Genomic DNA, 1,277 nt, shown 5'->3' with positions numbered 1-1,277 from the left:
GGGGCGAGGATTTCCAGCCGCAGGCCTACCAGCCGTTGAGCATCCCGGCCGACAAGCTGGTGCTGTCGCCGCACACCTATGGGCCCGATGTGTACGTCAAGTCGTCGTTCGGCGCGGCCAGCTTCCCGGCCAATCTCGCGGCGAACTGGGAAACGCTGTTCGGGCAGTTCTCGTCCACGCACCCGGTCGTGGTGGGCGAGTGGGGCGGCAAGTACGGGCAGGGCACCGGCGGGCAGGCCGACGTGACCTGGCAGAACGCCTTCGTCGACTACCTCGTCAGCAAGGGCATCCGCAGCAGCTTCTACTGGTCCTACACGCCCAACAGCGGCGACACCGGCGGCATCCTCGACGACCAGCTGGTGCCGCGCCAGGACAAGCTTACGCTGCTGCGCCGGCATTGGGGGGCGGCACCGGTCACGACGCCGCCGACCACCACGCCGCCCGTCGTTCCGCCGGTCACTCCCCCGGTTGTTCCGCCCGTCGTCCCCCCGACGCCGCCGGCCGGCAGCAACCCGCAGCAGTCGATCGCCAGCTTCACACCGGCCTCCGGCGGCGTGGGCACCGTGGTCACCCTCAACGGCAGCGGCTTCACCGGCGTCAACGCGGCCTGGGTCGGTGCGGCGAAGAACGCCGTGGTGCGGGTCCTGAACGACCGCCAGGTGCAGGTGACGATTCCCGCCGGCGCGACCAGCGGTGCCATCGGCGTGTTCAACCCGGCGCATGCGGCGTTCACCGCGACCTCGTTCACCGTGCTCACCACCGCTGCTGCCTACCGGCAGCCGGCGATCTCGGGCTTCTCGCCCGCCGCCGGCCCGGTCGGCACGGTGGTCACGCTGAGCGGCAGCGGCTTCACCGGGCTCGACCATGCCTGGGTCGGCAACGCGAAGAACGCACCGGTGCGCGTGCTGAGCGACACGCAGGTGCAGGTGACGATCCCGGCCGGCGCGACCAGCGGCTCGATCGGCCTGTTCAACCCGTCGTACGTGGCATTCGCCGCGTCGTGGTTCACCGTGAAGTGACGGTGCGAAAGCGCACAGACGCCTGCAGGGCGCGCCGCTAGCGTGCCCTCCTGGCGGCCATCCACGGCCGCCCGGGAGACACGCGATGGGAATCGAACGGGTGCTGGCGCAGACGGCGCTGGCGTGGACGCTGACGACCGCCGCGCCCGGCGCGGCGGCCTCCGGCTGGCCGGCATGGGATGTCTTCGCGCAGCGCTTCGTGCAGTCCGACGGGCGCGTGATCGACCTCACCTTCGATCGCAAGAGCACGTCCGAGGG

General features: G+C 71.1%; 1 protein-coding gene. It reads left to right on the top strand.

The window, feature by feature from the left end; translation table 11 throughout:
* A partial coding sequence (locus AC1D12_RS33540; RefSeq protein WP_477845407.1) for a cellulase family glycosylhydrolase occupies nucleotides 1–1,019 on the top strand: 1,019 nt, incomplete at its 5' end.
* Between the last annotated feature and the right edge of the window lie 258 nt (nucleotides 1,020–1,277).

The organism is Rhizobacter sp. P1_G5 (assembly GCF_056405435.1).
This window is presented reverse-complemented; position numbering and strand designations above follow the sequence as displayed.